23 protein-coding genes and 1 riboswitch are annotated in these 24,959 nt (G+C 42.2%); of the genes, 4 read left to right on the forward strand and 19 right to left on the reverse strand.

Annotated features, from left to right (window positions below; translation table 11 throughout):
• From MM817_RS01990 to MM817_RS02025, 8 genes are all read right to left on the reverse strand, one after another.
• Positions 1 to 1,308 (reverse strand): FAD-binding oxidoreductase, encoded by a 1,308-nt coding sequence (locus tag MM817_RS01990; protein ID WP_241711760.1) that lies wholly within the window; start codon positions 1,306 to 1,308, stop codon positions 1 to 3.
• Between the two features lie 23 nt (positions 1,309 to 1,331).
• Complete coding sequence (locus tag MM817_RS01995) at positions 1,332 to 2,981, reverse strand: L-lactate permease (RefSeq protein WP_241711761.1); 1,650 nt, start codon at positions 2,979 to 2,981, stop codon at positions 1,332 to 1,334.
• A 246-nt stretch (positions 2,982 to 3,227) separates the two neighbouring features.
• Positions 3,228 to 4,922 carry an ABC1 kinase family protein gene (locus MM817_RS02000; protein ID WP_241711762.1) on the reverse strand — a complete coding sequence of 565 codons (1,695 nt, stop codon included), beginning with the start codon at positions 4,920 to 4,922 and terminating at the stop codon, positions 3,228 to 3,230.
• A gap of 25 nt (positions 4,923 to 4,947) precedes the next feature.
• On the reverse strand, positions 4,948 to 5,175 hold the full coding sequence (locus MM817_RS02005; protein ID WP_241711763.1) for a hypothetical protein: 228 nt from the start codon (positions 5,173 to 5,175) through the stop codon (positions 4,948 to 4,950).
• A gap of 125 nt (positions 5,176 to 5,300) precedes the next feature.
• Positions 5,301 to 6,458 (reverse strand): VIT1/CCC1 transporter family protein, encoded by a 1,158-nt coding sequence (locus tag MM817_RS02010; RefSeq protein WP_241711764.1) that lies wholly within the window; start codon positions 6,456 to 6,458, stop codon positions 5,301 to 5,303.
• 250 nt (positions 6,459 to 6,708) lie between these two features.
• Positions 6,709 to 6,885 carry a hypothetical protein gene (locus tag MM817_RS02015; RefSeq protein ID WP_241711765.1) on the reverse strand — a complete coding sequence of 59 codons (177 nt, stop codon included), beginning with the start codon at positions 6,883 to 6,885 and terminating at the stop codon, positions 6,709 to 6,711.
• 18 nt (positions 6,886 to 6,903) lie between these two features.
• Positions 6,904 to 8,265 carry an NRAMP family divalent metal transporter gene (locus MM817_RS02020; RefSeq protein WP_241711766.1) on the reverse strand — a complete coding sequence of 454 codons (1,362 nt, stop codon included), beginning with the start codon at positions 8,263 to 8,265 and terminating at the stop codon, positions 6,904 to 6,906.
• 223 nt (positions 8,266 to 8,488) lie between these two features.
• Positions 8,489 to 8,655: riboswitch (M-box (ykoK) riboswitch) on the reverse strand.
• A 134-nt stretch (positions 8,656 to 8,789) separates the two neighbouring features.
• Positions 8,790 to 9,392: a class I SAM-dependent methyltransferase gene (locus MM817_RS02025; protein WP_241711767.1), complete on the reverse strand. Its 603-nt coding sequence runs from the start codon at positions 9,390 to 9,392 to the stop codon at positions 8,790 to 8,792.
• Positions 9,393 to 9,503: 111 nt separating this feature from the next.
• Between MM817_RS02025 and MM817_RS02030 the strand changes: the two genes are divergently transcribed.
• The 3 genes from MM817_RS02030 (at position 9,504) to MM817_RS02040 (ending at position 13,344) form a co-directional block, all read left to right on the forward strand.
• Positions 9,504 to 11,648, forward strand: a complete 2,145-nt coding sequence (locus MM817_RS02030; protein WP_241711768.1) for an ATP-dependent helicase — start codon at positions 9,504 to 9,506, stop codon at positions 11,646 to 11,648.
• Between the two features lie 152 nt (positions 11,649 to 11,800).
• Positions 11,801 to 12,931 (forward strand): NADH-dependent flavin oxidoreductase, encoded by a 1,131-nt coding sequence (locus MM817_RS02035; RefSeq protein WP_241711769.1) that lies wholly within the window; start codon positions 11,801 to 11,803, stop codon positions 12,929 to 12,931.
• A gap of 143 nt (positions 12,932 to 13,074) precedes the next feature.
• Positions 13,075 to 13,344 carry a hypothetical protein gene (locus tag MM817_RS02040; protein ID WP_241711770.1) on the forward strand — a complete coding sequence of 90 codons (270 nt, stop codon included), beginning with the start codon at positions 13,075 to 13,077 and terminating at the stop codon, positions 13,342 to 13,344.
• 135 nt (positions 13,345 to 13,479) lie between these two features.
• Here MM817_RS02040 and MM817_RS02045 read toward each other — a convergent pair whose 3' ends face one another.
• From MM817_RS02045 to MM817_RS02065, 5 genes are all read right to left on the reverse strand, one after another.
• The gene (locus MM817_RS02045; protein WP_241711771.1) at positions 13,480 to 14,928 is read right to left on the reverse strand and encodes an amidase family protein; all 1,449 of its coding nucleotides are present in this window, start codon (positions 14,926 to 14,928) and stop codon (positions 13,480 to 13,482) included.
• A gap of 72 nt (positions 14,929 to 15,000) precedes the next feature.
• Positions 15,001 to 15,906: an RluA family pseudouridine synthase gene (locus MM817_RS02050; protein WP_241711772.1), complete on the reverse strand. Its 906-nt coding sequence runs from the start codon at positions 15,904 to 15,906 to the stop codon at positions 15,001 to 15,003.
• Positions 15,907 to 17,505 carry an ATP-binding cassette domain-containing protein gene (locus MM817_RS02055; protein ID WP_241711773.1) on the reverse strand — a complete coding sequence of 533 codons (1,599 nt, stop codon included), beginning with the start codon at positions 17,503 to 17,505 and terminating at the stop codon, positions 15,907 to 15,909.
• Between the two features lie 88 nt (positions 17,506 to 17,593).
• A complete protein-coding gene (locus tag MM817_RS02060; RefSeq protein ID WP_241711774.1) occupies positions 17,594 to 18,016 on the reverse strand; it encodes a DUF1284 domain-containing protein in 423 nt (140 codons plus the stop codon).
• Positions 18,017 to 18,165: 149 nt separating this feature from the next.
• Positions 18,166 to 18,438 (reverse strand): hypothetical protein, encoded by a 273-nt coding sequence (locus MM817_RS02065; RefSeq protein ID WP_241711775.1) that lies wholly within the window; start codon positions 18,436 to 18,438, stop codon positions 18,166 to 18,168.
• A 259-nt stretch (positions 18,439 to 18,697) separates the two neighbouring features.
• Between MM817_RS02065 and MM817_RS02070 the strand changes: the two genes are divergently transcribed.
• Entirely contained in the window at positions 18,698 to 19,243 is a 546-nt protein-coding gene (locus MM817_RS02070; RefSeq protein ID WP_241711776.1) for a hypothetical protein, read from the forward strand.
• Positions 19,244 to 19,319: 76 nt separating this feature from the next.
• On the opposite strand, the gene MM817_RS02075 is transcribed toward MM817_RS02070, so the two are convergent.
• From MM817_RS02075 to MM817_RS02100, 6 genes are all read right to left on the reverse strand, one after another.
• Complete coding sequence (locus MM817_RS02075) at positions 19,320 to 21,215, reverse strand: ABC transporter ATP-binding protein (protein ID WP_241711777.1); 1,896 nt, start codon at positions 21,213 to 21,215, stop codon at positions 19,320 to 19,322.
• Positions 21,212 to 22,939, reverse strand: a complete 1,728-nt coding sequence (locus MM817_RS02080) for an ABC transporter ATP-binding protein (RefSeq protein WP_241711778.1) — start codon at positions 22,937 to 22,939, stop codon at positions 21,212 to 21,214. Before MM817_RS02080 ends, MM817_RS02075 begins: the two co-directional genes overlap by 4 nt.
• Positions 22,933 to 23,409, reverse strand: coding sequence for a MarR family winged helix-turn-helix transcriptional regulator (locus MM817_RS02085; protein ID WP_241711779.1), 477 nt, complete (start codon positions 23,407 to 23,409; stop codon positions 22,933 to 22,935). The genes MM817_RS02080 and MM817_RS02085 overlap by 7 nt, the downstream gene beginning before the upstream one ends.
• A 146-nt stretch (positions 23,410 to 23,555) precedes the next feature.
• Entirely contained in the window at positions 23,556 to 24,131 is a 576-nt protein-coding gene (locus MM817_RS02090) for a hypothetical protein (protein ID WP_241711780.1), read from the reverse strand.
• A gap of 40 nt (positions 24,132 to 24,171) precedes the next feature.
• Complete coding sequence (locus MM817_RS02095; RefSeq protein ID WP_241711781.1) at positions 24,172 to 24,339, reverse strand: hypothetical protein; 168 nt, start codon at positions 24,337 to 24,339, stop codon at positions 24,172 to 24,174.
• Between the two features lie 15 nt (positions 24,340 to 24,354).
• Positions 24,355 to 24,930, reverse strand: a complete 576-nt coding sequence (locus MM817_RS02100) for a cytochrome c oxidase subunit 3 (RefSeq protein ID WP_241712262.1) — start codon at positions 24,928 to 24,930, stop codon at positions 24,355 to 24,357.
• Between the last annotated feature and the right edge of the window lie 29 nt (positions 24,931 to 24,959).

The raw sequence follows: 24,959 nt of genomic DNA on the forward strand, positions 1-24,959 counted from the left end.
TTAGATCCCCCCTACAAATCTGCCTGGACTTAAAATACCTCTTTGATCAATCGTTTGCTTAATACCTACAGTAAGTGTTTTTACAGCATCTTGTAATACACCTAAAGGCTCCACATCAACTAATGTCATCCTCGTTTGTGGTGCCTTTTCAATCACTGCCGATCCATCATACGTATACAATAACTCTCGACACATACGCAATACATGCAGTGTAGACGACTCGTTAAGAGGATGCACATAGAGACGCCCAGTACCTATAGGGACTGTCACAGAAATACCAATAAAAACGTTCTGATCGATGTTTACTTGCATTTCTTTAGCAATCTCCACAATGAATGTAGGTGCACATGTAAATCGAATAACTGACCGTTGTCCTGCCAAATGTGTGCGATATGAATCCCAATAATCATCGGCTGCCTTACCTGTCAAATGAGTCACTCGCAGACTCATTGCCCCACATATCGATTGAATTCTTTTCGCCTGAACCTCAGCTGCAGCAACATGTTCATCACAGCCAACTGCCAGCAAAAACTCATCACGCTCTGATAGTTCATGTACTGACATGAGTTCAAATTGACTTGTAACCATGTCTGAAGTGCGAAGTTTTGTAATTAATACAGCCAAATCGTTATACTTTACTTCAATTAAATTGACATCACTTTGTTGTGGTATCGGTTTTAATTTAAAGATGACTTCTGTAATTACACACAGCGTTCCCAAGGAGCCAATGAACAGTTTTGTCATGTCATAACCTGCTACGTTTTTAACCACCTTACCTCCTGTTCGAATCATCTGCCCATCAGGGTAGACAACTGTCAATCCAATTGTGATATCGCGCAGACTTCCATACAATGCGCGAGATGGGCCGCTGACATTTGTAGCGATCAAACCTCCTATTGTTGCTTCCTTATGGCATACTGGATCAAAGGGTAATCTCTGACCGTGAACTCGGGTAACTTCTTGCAGGGCTGTAAGCGTTATCCCAGCCCCCACAGCAATCGTCATATCCGTTGGAGAATACTCTATTACGCGATCAAGTCGTTTTAGTGAAAGAGCAATATCCACAGCTTCACTCGCAAACCCCATTTCCACTTGCGTCAAAGCACCAATCGGCATAACCTTCCATTTGTGTTCATAGGCAGTACAAAGAATATTGGTAATTTGCTCTTCATGGGTTGGTACAACAAGCACGACAGGGCTACATTGCCCTGTCAGCGCATATCCCAATTCTTCATCTATCTGTGCTTCAACGTGCAGTTTATCAGCAATATGATCTCGTATGATGCGCGCAGACTCTAAAGGAGTCATCTGAATTCACTCCCTTAAACAACTTACTTCGGTACCATAAATGATAAAACATTCGTCTGTAATACCACTAAAATACCTAAAAGTACGGTTAAAATAATGCTGTGAATAAACGTTTTACGAATAACCTTGCCTTCTTGATTTTTCAAAGAACCAGTCGACACCCCAGTTGTTACATTTTGCGGTGAAATCATTTTACTCATCACAGCACCGCTTGAGTTTGTAGCCGCCATTAATGTAGGACTTAGATGCAATTGTTTAGCAGCTACCACTTGCAAATTGCCAAACAACACATTGGAAGACGTATCTGAACCTGTAAGAAAGCATGCGATCCATCCCAGAAAACCTGAGAAAAAGGGAAAGAATGCACCCAAGGTAGCTACTGCAAGCCCTAATGTATATGCCATCCCAGAGTAATTATACAAATAGGCTAATGCCACGATTTCCATAACGGTGAGAATAGGGAATTTCAACTGCTCCCACGTATCTGCTGCAGCTAGCCAAAAAGTTTTCCACCCCGTTCGAAGAACAATCGCAGTAATAATAACCGCTACGAAAATAGGTGTGCCCGACCCTAGCGGTTGAAATGCCCATACAGCCACATATGATTTGTGGTACAGCGTCAGGTAAACCAATTTGTTGAGTCCAGGCCACTTGATGCTTTGGACACCTATGGATGCGACATTTAAAAACGTCCATATGATTACAGTAGCGGTAATCAGTATCCAAGGAGCCCAGGCTTTCCAGATTTGTACTCCATCTAATGTAATCGACTGACTAGTTATAGATGGTTCTGCCGTAGCTGCTGTCTGAATTTCTGCCTGATGAACATAAGATTGAAATTGGTCTGAATCTTTCGGTTTCCATAAACGTGTAAATAGTACGAGAACAATGAGTGCAACCATGGCTGCCAATACATCCGGCAATTGTGGACCTATATAATTAGATACTAAAAATTGCGTAGTTGCATAGGACAGTCCACCGACAAGTGCAGCAGGCCAAGCGCCTTTCAATGACTTCCAACCGCCCATGACAAGAAGTACATAAAAAGGCAAAATAAAAGCAAATAGAGGTAATTGACGTCCTACCATTTCAGACAGGTGGGCAACAGGTAGGTTGGTCACTGCACCTAATGACACGATTGGAACACCGAGCGCACCAAAAGCTACCGGAGCCGTATCAAAAATGAGAGTTAGCACAACTGCTTCAAGTACCGGAAATCCAAGACCTACTAAAAGTGCAGACGCAATAGCTACAGGTGTCCCGAAACCTGCAATGCCCTCCATGAGTGCGCCAAACGCATATGCGATAATCAGCACTTGAAGTCGGCGATCATTAGTTGCATTTTTATACATCCACTTGCGAAACAGTTCAAAAGAACCTGTTCGACGACTGATATTATATAACCACATTGCAGCAAATACGATCCACATAATCGGCCATACAGCAAATACTGCCCCCATAACCATTGCAGAAAATGCAAGGTGAACAGGTACCTGCCAAATACTTAAAGCAACGATCATACCCACGACAAGACCTGATAAAGCAGCAATCCAAGCAGGGGTGCGAATAATACCTAATAACACCAAAACGACTGCAATTGGTATGAAACCCACTAAAAATGAACTCAATAAAGAATGCCCAACAGGCGTGAGAAGTTGATCGAACAAGCGCACCCCTTCTTTCTTTACTATTAATAAAATTTAATTTTTAGATTGTTTAATAAATATTTACCTGTTTAAACCTCTAAACCTCTAAACCTCTAAACCTCTAAACCTCTAAACCTCTAGTAGTTCTACACCTACTTCCTCCTTTCCAGCTAATCGCGAAAATGAAATCGCTTTCTGTATTGTAGAACTATCGTTATTATACTCACAATCAACTTATCATGCAATTATAATTTTCAGTACATTTCACATATTTTATGATCGAATAAGATTAACAATAAAGGCAAATAACGATAAGATCGCAAATACTAGCGCAATCATTTCCTCTGTCCTAAAGGATGTTGATTGTAACCACGCAAATGCACCACTTCCTACAACAAAGAGACTAAACCAAAGGAACCGTTCCGAATGTCGATGTTGACGATCTAATCGTTTAAATACTTCACGTAATTCTAAGTGAATCGAGATATCATCTTGCTCAATTTTTTGCAAAACGCGATCTAACTCTGGTGGAATGCGCAACAAAGTTAGCCCGATTTCCCGAGCCTTAACGAGTCCTAATTCTGTAGCCGTAACTCCCTTTTCACCAAATAAATCACGCACCAAATCAATCACAAAACTTTTTACGCGATCATCTGATTCATTGGAAGACTCATTTACTTTGCTATTTAATAGAGGTAACGCTTTTTCTTCAATAATCTCCATCCAATTGATGCTAGGCCATATATTAGTAATTACCCCGCTAGCGAGACCTAAAGCACGCCCAATAAAAAGATACTTTCCTTGCATAATGAGTGGCTCATCATGCAAAAAGGATTGGAATTCTTCTAAGAACAAATCTAATTCTGGACCACGAGTCAGTTTCAATCCGCCAATGCGATCAAGCATAAAAGAAATTGCCTTTTTCAGCACTTCTCGATTCGCATGAGGTTGTAAAAATCCTAATTCATCTAAAACGCGTACAACATTCTCTAAATCGTGAAGTATAGCTCCTGTTACAAGCTGTGCAAAAAGTGTTACATCTTTCGATTCAAACTCAGCCATCATACCAAAATCGATAAAACAAATTCTACCATCCGGTAATACTAGTAAGTTGCCAGGATGCGGATCAACATGCACAAATCCATACTCTAAAACTTGTCGCAGATAAGCATCTACTAACCGGTCCACAACTGATTTAGGAGTAATTCCCCACTGTGCATACTGTTGTACATCCGTAACACGAGCACCCTCCATAAATTCCATCACAATGACACGACGGCTAATTAACGGTTGAATAACGGCTGGGACAACTAGCCAATCATCCTCTATAAATTGCTTTCGAAAACGCTGTAAATACTCTGCTTCAATTCGATAGTCTAATTCTTTCAATGTGATTCTAGAGAATTCAGTATAAATATCCCATATATTTAACCTTCGGCCAAACTTAGTGAATCTCTGCATAAAACGCGCCAATTTGCGTAAAGCGGACAAATCAATTTCAGATAAGTGCTCAATCCCCGGTCGAAGAACCTTTACAGCCACAACTTGTCCACCTGGCAAAACGGCTTTATGTACTTGCCCAAGTGAAGCAGCTGCAACGGCTGTCTGATCGAAAGAATCAAATAAGGAACTGAGTTTTGCACCAAGTTCGGATTCAATCCTGTCTTTTATCGAAGCAAAAGAATTAGGAGGAACTGCATCTTGTAATTGATTTAACTCTCTTGTAAAAGCTACAGGAAATATATCAGCACGCGCACTTAAATACTGACCGACTTTAACGATCAGCCCTTTTTTACGCAACGCAAAACGGCGAAAACGAATTCCAGCATTTGAAAAAACACGCGCTTGCGCACGAGCGCGTCGATCTCCATGTAAAAACCGACGGATCATACGCAAACGCCAATGATCAATAACAAAAGATATCGCTAAGTTAAAGATGGCAAGTGAACGAAAAAATTGTATAAACACAACATCCCTCTAACGCTTACGTCATTTACAACTCTGTAGCTTCGTGTGATGCATGAACTGGTTGTGCAACAGTCTCTGACTCATCGTCAAAAACATCAAATGCTTCGCGGATTTTTTTACGAAATGCTCGTCTTCGTGCCCTAAATTCAGTGTGGTCACACTCCGCATGCGATTTTCGATCAAGAAAACGTAAACCAAATAAAAGCAAGAATAACTTTAACACAAAACCACCACCCGATCTGCGATAGAACATCACTATCACTCCTTTACAACTAGATGTCCTCTTTGAACATAGTCCTCGAATCCTAGAAAGTCAACGACATTTAGCACATGCTATCAAACTGTAACAATTTTGATGCACATACTCACGCACATATTTCAAACATGCACTAGCATAGTTCCAAGTAATCCTATCCCATAAGAAACTACACCAACCACAATTCCAGCTGCCGTCATTTCCAATCCGCTAGCCCACCATGTACGTGCAGTAACCATACTCTTTGCTGCCCCCACTAAAAAATGAGCAATGATACTCACGATCGCAGCGGCGATCATGCCAACGACACCACCAAGGAAGATAAAAGGAATAAGAGGGATGATCCCGCCTATAAAAGTCGAGAGACTACCTACCCCAGCTGATTTCCAAGCGTTACCTTCTGAATCTTCGGCGATTCCCAGTTCTTCTTGATACATAGCTTGTGCAAACTGATCCTCATCCATGGAGAGACGTTCTGTAATTTCCTCCGCTTCCGATTGTGTAAAACCTTTTAATTGATAGAGAAGCGACAATTCTTCTCGTTCCAAAGAAGGATCATCACGTATTTCTCTTAGCTCATGTTGCATCTCACTATGGTGCAATTCGTTTTGTGAGCGTGTCGCAAGCCACGCTCCTGCACCCATAGATAGTGTGCTAGCAACAGCCCCGAAAAAGCCACTCACAAGAACTGTATGGCTATTTGCTGTGTATCCAGCCACGCCTGCAATAATGCCAAAAATTGCACCAAGTCCATCATTCACTCCATAAATAGCATCGCCTAACCAACCTGTAGATTCACGCTTATGCCACGTTTCCCTACTCAATATCCGTTGCAAAGAGTCAGCAATATGTTGTGTGGGGAGTGTAAAAAAACGGCGAATGGTTGCATCGTGATTCGATTCATCTTCGTCGATGCGGTCAATCAAATCTAAAATGTGATCATCAGGAATCAGTTGTTTTAACGAGTCATACCATTTTGCATTGCCTACCTCTATCTCATCTAACTTCCTATACACATCTTGTTTACTCATAGTGGACGAGAGTTGGCTTAACCCATCATAGTGTGCTTCAATACCGCACACTTCACTCAGTTTTGCCGCCCATATCAACGCATGCTCTCGCTCAATTTGTTCCAATTTCAATAAAATATCACGACGTTTGTCGTCTTTTTCGAGTTTTGCGGCTAGTTCATAGAAAGCAGCCGCTTCCGCTTCTTTTTTATAACTTTCAGCAAATGCTCGTTGCATCATGTCATCTTTTTGCGGCATTTGGATAGCCATACATTCCCCTCCAATCTGCATTTTCATATAGACAAATAATTTAGCTGTTTGACATTTTTTTAGCTTCAGGAAACATAATCTAGGTTTATTATATTACAAGTCAGCTGTTTTGTGTGAAGTGTTTATAGCTTTCCGAAAAAGAAATCATTCATACCCATTGGACATAGAAATACCGTGCCCATCATTCTGATGAATCCTAGGCACGGCTTCTATATTCGATATTGACTCTGTCTTCGATCGGGCATTGCCCTTACACCTGCCCCCGGGCAAATCCGATGGCAACTAGAACAACCATCGCAACAATGTATACACGCAAACCCCAAAACACAAATTTTACCCATCCGCTCACTTTAGCACGCTTCAGTTCCACAGGCTGCATGTAGTCATCAGAGCGAGATGCCACTAAATATAAGTTGTCTTTTTTCATCGTTTTTCACCCCTCTTATTAGAATAAATGTGGCATAACCACGGTTAATCCATACACGCCGTTTAAGACGACTAACAATCCAACGATCGAAAAGGCAGCGATATTTTGCCATTTTCCATTGGTGTATTTGCCCATAATACCTTTATCATTGAGTAAAAGAAGTAAGAACATCATCGCAGCAGGCATAAAGATCGATGCAATAACTTGCACAGTTAAGTTCAGAAAACCAAGTGGGGCATTTGGAATCAACACAACACCGGCTGCAACTACTGCACTCAACAAACCTGGAAGATAAAAACGCCACGCCTTGCGTGCCGGCATATTGATACTCTTTGGCCAGTGGAAAGCCTCACCCATGGCCCACGATGTACTCGCAGTAAGTGCAATCGCAGCAATCGTCCCAGCCTCTACTAAGCCAAGTGCAAACAAATCCTCGCCCATTGGACCAATCTTATTGCCAATCACAGTCAAGATCTGTTGAATATTGAAGTCAGCTGCCCCAGGCATGCCATAAACAAGGCTACCTGTCATAATCACTAAAGCAAGTGCAACGGCTACCATAGCAACCGTACCAATCGCCGTATCAATTTGGCCATGGCGAATATCTTTAACCGTCAGCCCTTTATCCACTACAGCAGATTGTTGGAAAAACAGCATCCACGGAGCAATGGTCGTGCCAAAATTAGCGAGTACGACAAACAAAAACGCAGGTGTAAAGCCACCAGGAATATGCCACGTCGACATTGCATTCGTAACAACAGCCCAATCCGGATGAGCCATCAATGCTAAAGGAACAAATACTAAGTTGCCAAGCGCAATCCAAAGCGATACGCGTTCCCATGTATAATAACGAAGAATTAGTAAAACAATTGCATCAACAACAATCGCAGCAACTGCACTGACAATATGCGGTACTCCAAATACCCCTAACCCAAGCGTAATTCCAATAAATTCAGTAATTAGCGTCAAAATGTTGGCCAGTACTAAGTCAATAAGCGAAAACCATCCCCAAAATGCCCCGTAGCGTCCCCAAATCATCTCTGCGTGACCGCGATGTGTTACGGCCCCCAACCGCACCGTCATTTCTTGTACTACATAGGCAATAAGGCCAGAAAGCAATAAAGCAGGAATAAAGAAACCAATACCATAAGTGGCACCTGTTTGCGCATAAGTAATTACGCCACCTGCATCGTTATCCGCAATCATGACAAGGACTCCTGGTCCAATTAATACGAGTCCAAGCATAATCCGAAAAAACCAGCCCTTTTTCTCTCTTAGTGCAGAAACTCTCGCCTGATCTTTTGCGCGAATTTTGTTATCTTCGTCATGATCATTCATTTGATTTTGAATCAATTGGTTGTATGCAAGTTTTTTGCTCATCACGCATCCCCTCCCAAGGGTGTAGTAGGCCGAACTTTGGCAATACAAAACTAATCCCCGTCATCAAAGCGCAACTTTCTCGTCGACTGCCCGGGTCCGAATCCAAACCTACCACCACCTTTACGAGGGAAATGTTTTCTTGTATTTTTACATAATAAATGCCCCTGAGTCATACATCAGGGGCATTGAAACACACGCACCGTAAAAAAGGTACAAGAGTTTTAGCAATCCCCCTGGTTGAGCTTTGGCACTATACGACTTAGAGCAAAATGCTCAGCCACGTTAAGTAAAGCCTTAAGCCGGCAGTACCTGTTCAACCCATTGGCGTCTTTCGACGTTTCCGGGCAGTGGCATATATTCGTATAGAAGCCTCGCCTAACGAGGACTGAGTCATATACAATTATGAAGAACACAACACTTTCTTTCTCATGAACTATACCACTGTGCACAATCTCTGTCAATGAACTTTTGACCAGATATTTCGTTGGATGATTTTTCAAAGTATTTTGTGAGACGTCTTATCTTTATGATTTTAGTGCCCTTCCAACAACCATAGGGACGAGAAAATGTTGCTTAGCTATGCGATATTCAGTCAATTCTAATGTTGACTGCTGTAGCTCTCTTACAATATCTCGATTGAGCATGCATCCGCCTGCCATCTTGCTCCACATTGGATTGAGTGCATTTTGTATGAAACGCGGGACCGTGTGATCATGTGCAACATGCTCAAAAAATAAATATTGCCCACCTGGTTTTAGTACGCGAGCAATCTCTTCCAATACAAGCCCAACTTGATCGACCGAGCAGAGAACAAGACTAGTTAAGACTGTATCAAATTGCTCACTTTCCATTGACAGATGTTCTGCCATACACTGTACTACTTGATATTTTGCATAATGTTGTTTTAAATATTCAGCCATCGCTGGATCTGGTTCGACTAAGACGAGTTCCTTCACGTTTTCACCGATATATTGTATATCAAGACCAGTCCCCGCACCAATAACTAACGTCCTCCCTGACGCACTAGAATTGTGCATCGCCCTTATAGGACCAACATATTTCTCAAGCATTCCTTGTGAAAGGATATAGAAACGCGAAAAAATTGGATGGTTTACTTCATCCTTCAAGTCATTACCACCCCTCATCTGATCTAATGATAGGATATCAAGTCTTTTTTTCCTCGTCCACCCATGCTACGCTACTCGTGCACAGTTAAGGACAATGCATGGAGGTAAGGCATGACAGCTACAAAAAAGACATCTCATATTGATATTCAAAGTATTACAACTGGACTCAATCCTGAACAACAACTAGCAGTTGAAACAACCGAAGGCCCACTGCTTATCTTAGCAGGTGCAGGTTCCGGTAAAACAAGTGTCATGACTCGTCGAATCGCCTATCTACTAGGCGTACGTCAAGTACAACCGTGGAATATCCTTGCGATTACCTTTACCAACAAATCAGCTAAAGAAATGAATGCGCGCGTGCGTACACTCGTCGGCGATCAGGCTGACGATATCTGGATGAGCACATTCCATTCCATGTGTGTAAAAATATTGCGTCGCGAAGCAGAGCATATCGGGTATGAAAATAATTTTTCGATTCTTGACGCAGAAGATCAAAGTGCAGCGATCAAGCAAAGTATGCTGGATTTAAATTATGACATGAAAAAATTTGATCCCTCTACGATACAGTGGAAAATATCCGCAGCAAAAAATGAACTACTCACACCTGCTGAAATGAAGAGCAATTCCAGTCAATCCATGATTGATTCTATTGCAGCAAAAGTTTATCAATCGTATCAGGCCAAACTCATGAATATGAATGCACTTGATTTTGATGATCTGATTTTTAAAACGGTGGAGTTATTTGAAACGAAAGGTGATGTTCTAGACCTCTATCAGGAGAAATTCCAATATATACACGTTGACGAGTATCAAGATACCAACCGCGCGCAGTACAAATTGATTAATCTTCTAGCTAAAAAGTATCGTCATTTGTGCGTCGTGGGTGATTCTGACCAAGCCATTTACAGATGGCGAGGTGCTGATATATCAAACATCATTAATTTTGAACGCGACTACAAAGAAACGACAGTCATCAAATTAGAACAAAATTATCGCTCTACCAGTACTATTCTCGATGCAGCTAATGCGGTCATTGCTCACAATTCACAGCGCAAAGAAAAGAAACTGTGGTCTGCAAATGGCGAAGGTGAAAAGATCTCGATCTACGCAGCTCTCGATCAAACGGATGAGGCTGTCTACGTTATATCAAAGGTACAAGAACATATCGGTGCAGGGGGACAATTTAGCGATTGTACGGTGTTATATCGTGCCAATGCACAGTCACGTGCGATTGAGGAGGCTTTTTTGCAAGCAGCAATGCCTTATAAAATTTTAGGCGGTATGACCTTTTACGACCGTCGAGAAATTCGCGATGTCATGGCCTATTTAAAAACTATTGCCAATCCACAAGATGAGATTTCTTTACTTCGCATCGTAAACGTACCCAAACGCAATATTGGTGACGGAACCATTCGCAAGATGCTCGACTTTGCTCATGAACAAGATACAACGTTATTAGAAGCAATGGGCCGCGTGGAAGAGGCTGAATTAGGAGCAAAATCCACAGAAGCTATCAAAAAATTTTATACACTCATTATGAAATTGCACGATATGCAAGAAGGAATCTCCGTGACTGAGTTTACGCAAGAAGTATTGTACCAATCAGGTTATCGAGAAATGTATGAGGTCAGCCATAAAGAGGAAGATCAAAACCGTTTAGAAAATATTGCTGAACTTTTAACAGTTACGCGTGCCTTTGATCGCCGTCGCCGCGGCACACTCTCAGACTTCTTAGCAGAAACATCTCTTCTCTCTGATCTAGACAAGGAATCCGGAAAAACAGAGAACGCAGTACACATGATGACTATGCATGCTTCGAAAGGTTTAGAGTTTCCAGTTGTCTTTGTGATTGGTGCCGAAGAAACCATTTTCCCACACGCACGTTCGATGGACACCATCGATGGCGTTGAGGAAGAACGCAACTTGTGTTACGTAGCTATCACGCGCGCACGCGAAAAATTGCATCTAAGCTATTGTCTAGAACGCACCCTTTTTGGACAATTGCAGATGAATGACCCATCTCGTTTTTTGTCAGAAATCCCCGATATGTTCACAGAGCGCTCAGGGAATGATACACAGATCATCCCGCGTTGGGACATCGGCCTCACAGTGCGCCATCCCCAGTACGGTATGGGCGTCATTACGGACATGGAGGGAAGTGACGATGATCTTACTCTTTCCATCACATTTCACTCAAAACATGGGACGAAATCCATAAAACCTGCACTGACAAAATTGCGAGTCATCGATCAGTAAGTATGCATGACTTACTCTTATATCTACAGTGCTGCAGATTAGAATCTTCTTCCCATTAGCTTTTCATCGAATAACAAGCTATAATAAAGTATGGTGCTATACTGAATATAGTATCATACAGATCATTTATCTTTATTTAGGAGTGGATAGGTTTGAATCCAATTTATCAACCTTTGTTTGAACACGTTACATTAGATCAACAGGTGAACATAAAAAATCGCCTTATCATGGCACCTATGACAAACTTCTCATCGAATCCAGATGGTAGTGTATCTGACGCTGAAATTGACTACTATGCAAGAAGATCGCATGGCGTAGGTATGGTGATCACAGCATGTGCTTATGTAACTGCAAATGGAAAAGGCTTCACTGATGAAATTGCAGTCGATCGCGATGATATCATCCCAAGTCTTCGTCGCTTAGCTTCGGCCATTCAGGAACAAGGTGCTAAAGCTATTTTACAAATTTTTCATGGCGGTCGTTCCTGTCCGCCAGAACTTGTACCAAATGGCGATGTTGTAAGTGCAAGCGCAGTGGCGCACAATCAACCAAATGCTATCGTTCCACGTGCTCTTAGTGAAACAGAAATTGAAGAAATCATTACAGCATTTGGCATGGCCACTCGTCGAGCAATCGAAGCAGGTTTTGATGGTGTTGAAATTCATGGAGCAAACGGTTATCTCATTCAACAATTTTTCTCGCCGCACTCTAATCAGCGAGATGATCGCTTTGGAGGAACGCTTGAAAAGCGCATGCTTTTTCCACTCTCTATCGTCGATGAGGTGCAAAAAGTAGTTAACACTCATGCGAAAAGGCCATTTCTCATAGGGTATCGTTTCTCACCCGAAGAAACAGAAACACCAGGTATTACTATGGCTGATACTTTGCAACTCGTCGATCGCTTAGCAGATAAAAAACTGTCTTATTTACACGTGTCACTCATGGATTTTTGGTCTGTCACCCGCCATTTTAAAGACAATACAAAACCGCGCATTGAACTCATTGTAGAAACAGTTAACGGTAGGGTACCTGTTATCGGAGTTGGATCAATTCATACAGCTGATGATGCAATCAAAGCGCTACAAGCAGGAGTTGCGTTTCTGGCTCTTGGTCGTGAGTTAATTATGGATCCTGACTGGGTAAAGAAAGTTGAACAAGGACAAGAAGCAGATATTCATGTAACACTTAGTAAAGATGATCAGTCTCGTCTTGTCGTTCCAGATCCGCTATGGCAAGCCATCATGCATACTCCGGGTTGGTTCCCTGTTGTGGAACAAGTCTAATCAAACGGTAAATGGTGTTTTCTCCACTATACTTTGTCCATTTCTAAAACTCTCATTTTCGCATGCTATATAAGGTACGCTACGACGTACTAACAAGCGATGGAGGTGCAGTGATGAGACACTGTAAAAGAAGGCACCATAGAGTGCACAATCCTTACAAGAAAGAAATTTACGAACTCGCCAAAATTCTTCGCGAGGCCACCGGTCGATATATTACTATTTTCACCAGAAATGGTGACGAGACAAAAGCGTACGTCTCCGATGTAAAAAGAGATGTAGTCTTTTTGGCCCAAGCAAGTATATACGCACCCGACGGGAAACTTCGTGAAACTCTTCCTATTACCATGATCCCGATTGATCAGATTACACAAATCGGTTTTATGGATCCTGTCTTTAAAACAACAACTGCTTAAATCAATACAATACGCAAAACAAAAGAGGGAGCCGCAACTTTGTGGCTCCCTCTTTTGTTTTGCGTAACTCTTCTCCCCATGATCGAACCATGAAGATAAAAACCAATTCACCTACATGATTGATTCATGAACAAGCTACATACGCGGAGGGACGCGATGCTTTGTAGCCTGTTCAAAAGCATAACCAACTTGTAATAATAACGGTTCGCTATACGCGCGACCACAAAAAGTTACTCCCAATGGAAATCCAGATTCATCATAGCCTGCTGGAACCGTTAACGATGGATAACCTGCTTTAGCCGCAATCCCTGCACCATAGTTCGCTGGAAATACTAAAATATCTACTTGATGGTCCGAAAAAAGCTGATCTAGTCCATGAATAGTAGATGATTGCACATCACGTAAACGGCTTAAAAGATACTCCGGTTCAGTCAGTGTTCCACTCGTTGCCTCTGACTCAATCAAAATGGTCTGTCCAAATCGCAAAGCCACATCGCTACGCGCTTGATTATAAGCAATCACATCAGCCAATGAATGCACGGGTACGTTTACTGCAACCTGAGCTAAATAAGCATTGAGTGCCACCTTGAATTCATAGACTAACACTTCATAACCAGCATTTTCTTTCGTATGAGTAAGACAAAGAGATTCGGTCACCGCCGCTCCGCAATTCTTCATCACTTGAATCGCAGCATTCATCAAATTAAGTTGGCTCTCTGTGAGATCTTCAAAATAAGGTGTACGCACAACGCCAATATGTTTACCGCGTAACCCAAGCTCATCTAAAACAGAAACATAATTAGTCAATGCATGCGAAACACTAGAGAATGTGGCTGCATCCCGTTCATCCACACCGGTTAAGGCTCCTAATAAATAAGCTACATCCGTTACAGTACGTCCCATCGGTCCTGCTGTATCTTGACTATGGGCAATTGGAATGATCCCTGAACGGCTAATCAAGCCAACAGTCGGTTTTAACCCCACGATGGAATTTTGACTAGCTGGACTTAAGATCGACCCCGATGTCTCCGTTCCAATCGCACATGCAGCAAAATTTGCTGCAACCGCTGCCCCCGACCCAGAACTAGAACCCCCTACATCATGCACACCTGGTCCGTATGGATTGAGTACTTGTCCACCGCGCGAACTGTATCCATTAGGCATATCTTCTGTCATAAAATTAGCCCATTCAGTCATGTTCGTTTTCCCAAGGATCACTGCACCAGCTTTTCGCAACTGTGCAGCAACAAAAGAATCTTGTACCGCGTAGGATGTGGAAAGCGCTATAGAGCCTGCACTCGTGTGTAATTTATCTCCAGTATCAATATTATCCTTTAATAACACAGGTATACCGTGAAGTGGTCCGCGCGGGCCTGTCAGCGAGCGCTCTTTATCGAGTGCATCCGCGATAAACAGCGCGTCCGGATTCACTTCAAGAACTGCATGAATACCTGGACTTTGTGAATTAAACGCAGCAATCCGTTGCAAATAAAGCCATGTGATATCAACTGCAGTTAACTCTCCAGAAGACATCGCTTGCTGCAGATCAGGAATACCCCATTCCTCAAATTGTAGTGCATCCATCAGTGATTTCACCCCTTTAGTACTTGGTCGATACACCTCATGATGCCACCTGCGCGATATCCTTTATGAAGCCTATGACTTAATGGTCACACTTGCCTTTTGATCATAAGAGAAGACACGCAAAAAAGCAGAAGGAAAATCCGTTTCAAAACGCATGACTTTATCTGTCGTAGGATGGTGAAAGCTAAGGACACTAGCATGCAATCCAAGCCGTCCAAGTGGATCTTTGATCGCCCCATAACGATCATCGCCTACCACTGGATGTCCAATACTTTGCATTTGTACGCGAATTTGATTTTTGCGACCTGTCTCTAATTGTACTTTCAAAAGTGAATATTCACCTGTCCGATGCAATACTTCATAGTGAGTAATCGCTTTTTGTCCATCGCCTTCTTTACGACTGATATACATAATCAATGTCTTGCTCTCTTTTAGCCAGGAAATGATTGTTCCTGTATCTTGTTGCACGCGTCCCTCCACTACAGCTAGATATGCGCGCTCCACGACAACATCTTTCCAAGCATTTTGTAGCTTTTGCTGTACACTTTCTCGCTTTGCAAACATCATGACACCTGATGTATCACGATCTAATCGATGGACAATAAAAATGCGCGACTTTGGGTTTTTCATTCTCATATAATCGCTAAGAATTCGATACGCTGTATGTTCTTTCTCCGTATCTGTCCCCATAGAAAGCAATCCTGCTGGCTTATCGATCACAAGCACATCGTCATCTTCAAATAAAATCTGAACGCCATCCAAATCATCTGACGAAACTTTTCTCATAGCGAGAATAGAAACTGTCTGTCCTTGCACTAATGGGTGATCATGACGCGTCACCACTTGGTCGTTTACCATCACCTGACCATGTGTCAATAACGATTTTACTTTATTGCGACCCATGGTAGACAATGCAGTGAGTAAAAAGGGAAGCAAAGTTCCATTTTCTGATACGGTCAATGTACGATTGGCCACCATCTACGCTTGCACCAGCGTTTCGCGTTTTTCTAGATATTCATCGTAAGAACCGACAAAGTCAACTAAGCCATGCGGTGTCAATTCCACGATACGCGTTGCAACATCTGTGACGAGCTGTCTGGCATGCGAGACAAAAATCACAGTACCAGTAAATTCAGCGAGAGCTTTTGACAATGCGTCAATGGATTCGAGATCTAAGTGGTTTGTAGGTTCATCTAGTACGAGCACGTTCCCTTGTAACAAAAGCATTTTTGCGATCATTAGACGTGCAGTCTCTCCCCCAGAGAGAACTTCTGTCGATTTGTGGACTTCATCTTTTGAAAACAACATGCGCCCTAAAATGCTTCGCAGTGTTTGTTGATCTGCTTCTTCATCGAAACTGCGCAACCACTCGTAAACAGTCGTATCTTTTGGAATCGTGTCGTGATGATCCTGCGTAAAGTAAGACGGTTGCGCTGATTTCCCCCATGTTACAGTACCTGAATCAGGAGATAACTCACCCATCATCACATTTAATAACGTCGTCTTTCCAATTCCGTTAACACCTAACACTGCAACCTTCTCACCAGCGCCAATCTCCAACTTGACAGACTTTAGCACGTCTAAGTCGCCAAATGATTTTGAAACGCGATCAAGCGACACCACTTGTTTTCCGAGCGGCTGCTTTGAAGTAAATTTAATATATGGAGAAACACGTGAAGAAGGACGGATCTCTTGAATCTCAATTTTTTCAATCTGTTTTTGTCGGCTTGTCGCTTGTTTAGCCTTACTTTTATTGGCGGAAAAACGAGCGACAAAGTCGCGCAACTCCGCAATCTTCTCCAGATTCCGTGTATTATCGGCAATGAGCTGTTCGCGTGCAAGTGTACTGGCCGCTATAAAATAATCATAATTACCAGAGAACATGGAAATCTGTTTGTAATCGACGTCCACCATATGCGTACACACCGTATTTAAAAAATGGCGATCGTGAGAAATAATCACCATAGTACCCTTGTGTCCTAACAAAAAGTTTTCTAACCAACGAATCGTATCCAAATCCAAATGGTTTGTCGGTTCATCAAGTAATAACACATCTGGACGACCAAAAAGCACTTGCGCTAACAAAACGCGCAACTTGAATCCACCAATCATCGAACTCATCAATTCACCGTGTTTTTCAACGGGAATACCTAATCCCTCAAGCAACTCAGCTGCAAAGTATTCTGCAGAATATCCATCCATATCTGCAAAGGCACTCTCCAACTCTCCGACACGCATACCTTCTTCATCGGTCATTTCAGGTAATGCATACATGCGCTCACGCTCGCGCATGACTTCAAACAGTTCTGGGTATCCCATTAAAACAGTCTCAAGTACTGTATACTCATCATACTGGTAGTGATCTTGGCGCAAAACACCAACACGTAAACCAGGATTAATCGTGACTGTCCCTGAACTCTGTTCAAAATCCCCGACCAAGATCTTCATGAAAGTTGATTTCCCGGATCCATTGGCTCCGATTAATCCATAGCGATTTCCAGCGTCAAAACTCAAATTAACCTCTTCAAATAATATGCGACTACCAAATGATACGGACAAATCAGATACGCGAATCATCAATTACCTGCTCCCTTAGCTCAATAATCTAATCTTATCCTTATACTATACCATGAACAGATTGCCAGAAGGGAGCGGATATCGTTGCTTACGCCCCATTTACGGGAGTCAATCCATCACCATGTCGCATGCGGTCAACACCCTCCTCACACACTCCATAAGGGAGCCATGGACATGTACTACAAAAGCGTGGTATATCCTCTCGCACTACTCTCTCAATTATCCTTTGTTCAATATCACTCCATGTGTATGTGTTCCCAATTGTTAACCCCAAATATTGAACGATGCGTTCATCTCGATCCAATACAGCGCTCTCATCACAGTGATAAGGTTCATTTTCTGGAAAGTTGCTACACAAATCATCTGGCCCATGAACAATTGTAATAAGCGTTTGTGGATCTTCTCGAAGCACTGTATGTAGTCTAGTCATCTCTTTTACATATTGATCAGAGTACCCCATTCCGCGATACCCAAGTAAACAAAACAAGTGGTGCCCCCGTAGCAAAAACACCTTTATCCCCCCATCAACAGTCATAAAAAACACACAATATATCCACTTACTCCGCACTTGCACTTACAGTATTCGTATAAGTCCATATACTACAGCAAATGTACACAGTATGTAAGATCAGGGGTACGAGACCCCTGACAGAAAATTCATTACAGAACAGGTTCTGTAACAGAAGAAATTTGTGCGAGTGGGATTGTCACTACTGCACCTACACCTGCACCAGGTGCACCAAATGCGCCTACAACCGCATCGGGTGCTTGTGCTGCAACTAGTAATAGATACAAGTTGACATCGTCAATTGCAAGGATGGTTCCTGTATAGCCACCGCCACCTGTGCCACCTGCAACGGTAAATACTGTAACTACTTGACCGACGTGCATTTGTGGAATGGTGTCTGAAATATTGAATTTATTTACAGCCATGAAAATCCTCTCCCTACTGGTTTGTATTTTGTAAGGCATTGTGAAGCGGGGGTTTCACTTTGCCTTACATCACTATTACATGCACGTACGCTGCAAACGGTATGGACAAACATAGTGGGTCATCTTTGCTATTTTTATAGATTTAGTCATAATCCACACCATATATTGCCCTGAGTAAGGATCATACAGATCAACCATCCTACGTTTGTACAGCGTCAATCAAAGCAATGACAACTAACTCCACAAGGGGGACAATCATTTGGATAAACAACAAACCAAAAGTGTCGCGAGTATCGCTGCAAAAAATGTAGCAGATACAGAGATCGCTAACGAACTAGGAAGTCTCCAATCACAACTAAGTCAACTACAAGGAATGATGAAACAGATGCAATCTTCATCCAACCAACAACCATCTGCAGGACAAGCACAATCGCAATCTTCACAGCCCACGATGCAATCTGGACAACAAGCATCACAACAATTTGCCCCGATGCTATCCTCCATCAAGAGTCAAGCACAGCAACAGCAGCAACAAGGTTTCCAACAATTACAAACCGCAATATCACAAGCCACACAAATTTTAAACTCGGCAGCGCAATCTATTCAATCCAGTCAAGTGATGGCTCAGATGAGTCAACTAATTGATCAAGCAGAACAACAAATGCAACAAATGTCCTCTGGTCAATCATCATCACAACAATCTCAACCTCAAGCTTCTTCCTATAGTGGACAAACAACAGGTGCAAGTCATTCGTCAGGTCAAAATCAATCATTCGATCAATCGCAATCCTCATTCTTACAATAAAAACACAAAAAATGGAGCAGGTTTCTCTCTGCTCCATTCAATTCATCCGATTCACGCAACCATGGATATAAAAAATCTACAATGCCATAGCCATTGCTCCATTGCCTTCAGTAAACTGACTATTGTAGAGATCTGCATAAAAGCCTTTAGCTTCAAGTAATTCCTGATGTGTCCCTTGTTCAATGACATGACCCTGATTCATGACCAAAATGAGATCAGCCTCCCGAATGGTAGAAAGTCGATGTGCAATCACGAAACTTGTACGTCCAGACATTAAAGCTTTCATCGCTTTTTGAATATATACTTCTGTTCTCGTATCCACACTACTCGTCGCTTCATCTAAAATTAAAATAGCAGGATCGGCAAGAATCGCACGTGCAATCGTTAGCAACTGTCTTTGTCCTTGTGAAATATTGGACGCTTCTTCATTTAAGACGGTGTCGTATCCATCAGGAAGCGTTCGAATAAAATGATCGGCATGCGCCGCCTTAGCTGCCATAACAATGTCTTCTTCTGTCGCGTGCTCACGACCATACAAAATATTTTCTCGTATCGTTCCATGAAATAACCATGTGTCTTGCAAAACCATGCCAAACATTTTACGCAAATTGGTTCGTTGCAACTGCATAATATCTACACCATCAATGGTGATCTTGCCATCAGACACATCGTAAAATCTCATTAATAAGTTCACCAAAGTAGTTTTGCCAGCTCCAGTAGGCCCCACGATGGCAATCGTTTGCCCTTCTCGCACATCCATATTCATATCAGTAATCAGCTCAACATCTGGTTGATACCTAAAGTTAACATGTTCAAATTGCACATCGCCCCGTGGTGAATCATTGACAACAGCACCAAGTACATCTGGTTTTTCAACAGGCTCATCCAATAACTCAAATACACGCTCCGCAGAAGCTAATGTGGATTGGATAACATTTGCGATACTCGATAATTGTGATATCGGTTGAGTAAACTGTCTGGCATACTGTATAAACGCTAAAATATCTCCAATTTGAATGACGCGACGGGTGACCAGTACTCCACCAATAACGCTCACTAACACATATCCGATATTTCCAATAAAATTCATCATAGGCATAATGATGCCTGATACAAACTGCGCTTTCCAACTAGAATCATAAAGTCTCGAATTGATCTCTTCAAATTTACGTATAGACTGTTCTTCATGGCCAAATGCCTTCACAATTTGATGTCCAGTATACATTTCTTCTACATGTCCATTTAATTCGCCAAGGCTCTTTTGTCTGGCAATAAAATGTATTTGCGACCTTGTAGCAATCATTTTTGTGACTATAAAACTAAGCGGTAACGTCAATACAATAACAAGCGTCATCAACCAATTAATCGTTAACATCATTACGATGACACCAATAAAGGTGACAACTGCAGTAATTAATTGTGTTAAGCTCTGCTGTAACGTGCTACTAATATTGTCAAAATCATTGACAAACCTACTCAAAATTTCTCCGTGCGGTCGAGAATCATAAAAGCCCACGGGCAGGTCTGAAAGTTTACCCATTACCTGTTTACGCAAATCATATACAGCAGTTTGTGCTACCCCTGCCATCACGTATTGCTGTACATAGCTAAAGATAGAACTAAATACATACAGCCCGCCTAATAGGATGAGTAAATGTAGAATTTGAGCAAAATTCACTCCTCCACCTGGCACTCCTTTTATTTTTAACAAGTACCCTTCAAATAAATCAGTGGTGACATTACCTAAAATATACGGACTTAAAATACTAAAGATCGTCCCTAAAATAGCCGCTACAAAAACGATGAGTAAACGAAAGCGGTAGGGCCGAAAGTATCCGACCAGACGAAAAAGTGTCCCTTTAAAATTTTTAGCTTTTTGCGTAGGCATAAAAGCTCCACCAGGTCCACCAGGCCCTCCAAAAACACCCGGTCCACGTCCAAATGCCGACATTTCTTTACGATCTTTACTCATGCGATCTCCTCCTCAGAAAGTTGAGATTCGACAATCTCACGGTAGACTGAGCAGCTGTTCATTAACTCTTTGTGTGTACCGATCCCCGCTAGCTTTCCATCATCAAGAACAATAATGCGATCCGCGTCCATGACTGTACTCACACGCTGTGCAACAAGTATTACCGTGGCACCTGCCACTTCCTTTTTTAACGCCGCGCGCAAATTGGCGTCCGTTTTAAAATCCAGTGCAGAAAAACTATCGTCGAAAATATACACTTCTGCTTTTCTGACTAAGGCGCGTGCGATGGCTAAGCGCTGCTTTTGACCACCTGATACATTGGCGCCACCTTGCGCAATCACAGAATCAAATCCATTCTTCATCGTTGCAATGAATTCATATGCTTGCGCTACTTCTGCTGCTTTTCGCACTTCTTCATCTGTTGAATTTTCATTGCCATAACGAATATTTTGCGCAATCGTTTCTGAGAATAGAACGGCCTTTTGTGGAACAAAACCGATCTTTGCGCGCAAGTGTGCTTGTGACATTTCGCGTACATCTACCCCATCCACCAAAATACTGCCACTATCGATATCATAAAATCTTGGTATCAAATGAATGAGTGTTGATTTTCCAGAACCGGTTCCACCGATAATTGCAGTTGTTTCACCTGCATGAATATGAAATGATAAATGCGCGAGCGCTGGCTCTTGCGCACCAGGATAACTAAAAGTGACGTCGCGAAACTCGATGTCTCCCCGTGTCTCACCGGTCATTTTCTCAGAGATAGGATCTGAAATTTCAGGTACCATCTGAAGTACTTCATGAATTCGGACGGCAGATGCTTGACCACGAGGGATCATGAAAGCCATCATAGACACCATCATGACAGAAAACATAATTTGCATAACGTATTGAATAAACGCCATGAGATTCCCAACTTGCATTGCCCCATCATTGATGCGAATACCGCCAAACCAAAGAATAGCTAGCGTCGATAAGTTAATGATGAGCATCATCATCGGCATTAAAGCGGCCATGATCTTATATACTCTGACAGATGTATCTGTCAGATCTAGATTTGCTGCATCAAATCGGTGAAGTTCATAAGGTGTGCGACCAAAAGAACGGATAACACGGATGCCCGTTAAATTTTCCCTAAGTACTCGGTTTAATATATCCACCTTCTCTTGCATAACGCGAAAAAGTGATATCCCTCTACCAAGAACTGCGTAAATGGCAAGCCCCAAAACAGGCATGACAACCACAATAATTAAAGATAATTTGGCGTCAGTATAAACCGCCATGATGATGCCACCGATGGCTGTAAGAGGGGCCATAACCATCATTCGCAGCATCATATTCACCAATTGCTGTACTTGCATAATGTCATTGTTCGTGCGAACAATGAGTGAAGATGTGCCGATTTGATCAAATTCATGTAGCGTAAAGTTTTCTACGTGAGTAAAGACTTTACTGCGAAGAATCTGCCCAAATCCAGCTGAAGCCTTAGAAGCAAACAGACCAGCGAAGATTGCACATATCCCACCAATAATCGTCACGAGGAGCATAAATCCGCCAATTTTTATGATATACGGAATATCACCTTTCACAACACCGACATCCACAATATTTGACATTAAATAGGGAAGATATAACGAAGAAAGTGACTGTAAAAAAATAAGTACAAGGACTAACGTAACAGCCGTTCGATAGGGCTTTAAATAACGTAATAGTTTTAGCATGTAGAATCATCACCACCTTGTTTTGATTGACCGTCTGTATAATAGCGAAATACTTTAGATAAGAGCACAGCCAACTGTTCACTATCTTGCTCACCTAGATACTCTGTTAACCCTTGAAATGCTTCTGAAACCACCTCCTGCGCTTTCGTCACTACATCAATCCCATCTGCTGTCAATCTGACGCGAATCACTCTGCGATCAGACTCATCCATTGCACGCTCCACTAAACCTTTGGCTTCCAACTCCTTGATTAACTGTGTTACCGTAGGGGATGTGACATGCAAACAGCTACTGATCTGTGATACCATCATTCCTTGCGGATCTGACTGTGGTTCATGATGAATACAAAATAAAACTCGAATGTCGCTTGCTTTTAGCTGTGAGTTGCTACTCCAATTAATCCAATTGATCTTTCGCAGTCTGACAAATGCTTCATATAAATTTTGGGAAGTCTCATTTTTTATAATCATCTTGATCACCTCGATAGATTTTATACTAATTTATTTGGTAACCTAATTATATGTTGAAAATAATACTTTTGCAACTCCTGTGCAAAAGGCCATATATCTGCTCACAGGAAGCATTCGATATGGCCTTTTGCGCTGTACATTTTTCTTTATACGTAATTTGGAAACACCCGTGATACATCGTCTAAAATCATGTCGCTTCCCGTTTTACGTCCCGTTGCATGATCACCTGCAAACATGTGAAAGTGGTAGGTTAACGTCTCGTCATTCGTGACGTAAATCGCTTTTGCATTAGGGACAATTTTGCGAACTGCTTGTACGACTTGTGCGGATACATTCTTTGGAATTACCGCTACAGTATGTGTGCGTCTAGGTGACAACGAATGATTCGTGTTGTCTATATGAGCCTTTTGCGCAGTCCCCGCAGTATGATAATTGTCTGCAGTCTGCAAAGTAACCCCGACGAACACACGCCCTTCACGTTCAAGTACATCGGCTGTTTCAACCTCTGGAACATCCCTTACAATCGTCTGTGACACATCCTCACGTGGAATAAACGATGTCGAAACAACGCCCGTATGATTCAATGCCGCATTATTTTGTGTCCGCGCATTTTTAAAACTTTGCGAATCCGCCTGTGGGGTGGTTGTACACCCCACAACAGGTAAAAAACCTATGAGCAATGTTGCCCCTAAAAGCCATCCCCTACCATATAACCGATTCATTTTCACTCACCTCACAAACCAGAGTGTCAATCATGCTTTGTTAATCATCAAATGGTTCACGATCTTCTCGTGTAGCCACTGTGTGAAGAGCCATCAGTAATGCTGACATGACGACTAATTGAAAGATCCACCATACAAGATCCCACCAATTGGGCATCCCTGGGCTATACGGTATATAGTACGGAATGCTTGGCCAAAATCCGCCCATATCCATCCCCCCTTTCTAGATAAAGTACACCACGATGTACAATGCTAACCAGGAAATTGTATTAAAACTCCACACCCACGCGGTCGCTTCCACGCCAAAATAGTGCTTTGGCCCAATGAGGCCTTTAGTTGAGCGAATCATCACCCCAAGCAACACAAGAAGTGATACTAAGGTAAAGAAACCACCCAGTCCTAATGAAACTAAATGAATTTCTCCAAAAGGTGAGATTGCATCATACCGGTGATCTACTATGGGCCAAACCATCGTAATCATCGCCACAATGCCAATAATGGTCACCAATTGCAATTGATGCTTCATTTGTGTCAGTGAACCTTTGGCAATAGCTTGTACAGCTCGCCATACGGGTATATTGCCAAGTAACAAAAGCAACGAGGGCAATAGTCCACCTAACAATGGATCTAACCGCGGCGATACATACGTATCAGCCAAAACGAAGCGATCATTAATTAACATAAAGTACGGCACCAACTGAGAGGTGATGAAAAACAACAAACCAAATCGATTTTGCCGCAACACCTTCGCTGACATAACAGGTCCAGTACTAACTTGTGATCCTTGTTGATCGGTCATCTCTGCCAAGCAGATACACTCCTTTCCTT

The organism is Sulfoacidibacillus ferrooxidans, assembly GCF_022606465.1.
Classification (GTDB): Bacteria; Bacillota; Bacilli; order Alicyclobacillales; family SLC66; genus Sulfoacidibacillus; species Sulfoacidibacillus ferrooxidans.

What these genes read in the sequence shown, in the direction of transcription:
- MM817_RS01990 (WP_241711760.1), bottom strand. Translation starts at nt 1,308, where the DNA reads ATGACTCCTTTAGAGTCTGCGCGCATCATACGAGATCATATTGCTGAT.
- MM817_RS02005 (WP_241711763.1), bottom strand. Translation starts at nt 5,175, where the DNA reads ATGTTCTATCGCAGATCGGGTGGTGGTTTTGTGTTAAAGTTATTCTTG.
- MM817_RS02010 (WP_241711764.1), bottom strand. Translation starts at nt 6,458, where the DNA reads ATGGCTATCCAAATGCCGCAAAAAGATGACATGATGCAACGAGCATTT.
- MM817_RS02015 (WP_241711765.1), bottom strand. Translation starts at nt 6,885, where the DNA reads ATGAAAAAAGACAACTTATATTTAGTGGCATCTCGCTCTGATGACTAC.
- MM817_RS02020 (WP_241711766.1), bottom strand. Translation starts at nt 8,265, where the DNA reads ATGAGCAAAAAACTTGCATACAACCAATTGATTCAAAATCAAATGAAT.
- MM817_RS02030 (WP_241711768.1), top strand. Translation starts at nt 9,504, where the DNA reads ATGACAGCTACAAAAAAGACATCTCATATTGATATTCAAAGTATTACA.
- MM817_RS02045 (WP_241711771.1), bottom strand. Translation starts at nt 14,928, where the DNA reads ATGGATGCACTACAATTTGAGGAATGGGGTATTCCTGATCTGCAGCAA.
- MM817_RS02050 (WP_241711772.1), bottom strand. Translation starts at nt 15,906, where the DNA reads ATGGTGGCCAATCGTACATTGACCGTATCAGAAAATGGAACTTTGCTT.
- MM817_RS02055 (WP_241711773.1), bottom strand. Translation starts at nt 17,505, where the DNA reads ATGATTCGCGTATCTGATTTGTCCGTATCATTTGGTAGTCGCATATTA.
- MM817_RS02065 (WP_241711775.1), bottom strand. Translation starts at nt 18,438, where the DNA reads ATGGCTGTAAATAAATTCAATATTTCAGACACCATTCCACAAATGCAC.
- MM817_RS02075 (WP_241711777.1), bottom strand. Translation starts at nt 21,215, where the DNA reads ATGAGTAAAGATCGTAAAGAAATGTCGGCATTTGGACGTGGACCGGGT.
- MM817_RS02080 (WP_241711778.1), bottom strand. Translation starts at nt 22,939, where the DNA reads ATGCTAAAACTATTACGTTATTTAAAGCCCTATCGAACGGCTGTTACG.
- MM817_RS02085 (WP_241711779.1), bottom strand. Translation starts at nt 23,409, where the DNA reads ATGATTATAAAAAATGAGACTTCCCAAAATTTATATGAAGCATTTGTC.
- MM817_RS02090 (WP_241711780.1), bottom strand. Translation starts at nt 24,131, where the DNA reads ATGAATCGGTTATATGGTAGGGGATGGCTTTTAGGGGCAACATTGCTC.
- MM817_RS02095 (WP_241711781.1), bottom strand. Translation starts at nt 24,339, where the DNA reads ATGGGCGGATTTTGGCCAAGCATTCCGTACTATATACCGTATAGCCCA.
- MM817_RS02100 (WP_241712262.1), bottom strand. Translation starts at nt 24,930, where the DNA reads ATGACCGATCAACAAGGATCACAAGTTAGTACTGGACCTGTTATGTCA.